Raw genomic sequence first — 335 nt, forward strand, 5'->3', positions numbered from 1 at the left:
TCGCGCACGGCGGCGATGGTGGCGAGCGTTTGGGCGCGCAGGTCATCTGAAAACACGACGGGGACGCGGTGGCGGGTTTGCATATACCACAGCGCGCCCTCAGAGATAGTTTGCCCCGTCATTTCTTCCAAACACAAGCCTTGGGCGCAAAGCTGGATTTCGTCCATCGGGTCGGGTTTGGGCTTGCCACGTTTGTATTCCACGGGTTTCAGACGGCCTGTTTTCGTATCCACTTCCACCAAATCCAATACGCCGCTGATACCCAGTTTCTCCGCCAATACATGCACTGTCCGCTCAAAGCGCACGCCCTTGCGCGTTTCGGGCTCGCCCGAATC

The 335-nt window shown here is 58.5% G+C and carries 1 protein-coding gene; it reads right to left on the reverse strand.

Annotated features, from left to right (window positions below):
- Nucleotides 1-335 (reverse strand): CRISPR-associated protein Cas4 (cas4, locus tag Q9I99_RS11325; RefSeq protein WP_301668648.1); only part of this gene is annotated, 335 nt, incomplete at both ends.

This window comes from Neisseria basseii (genome assembly GCF_962707005.1).
Classification (GTDB): Bacteria; Pseudomonadota; Gammaproteobacteria; order Burkholderiales; family Neisseriaceae; genus Neisseria; species Neisseria bergeri.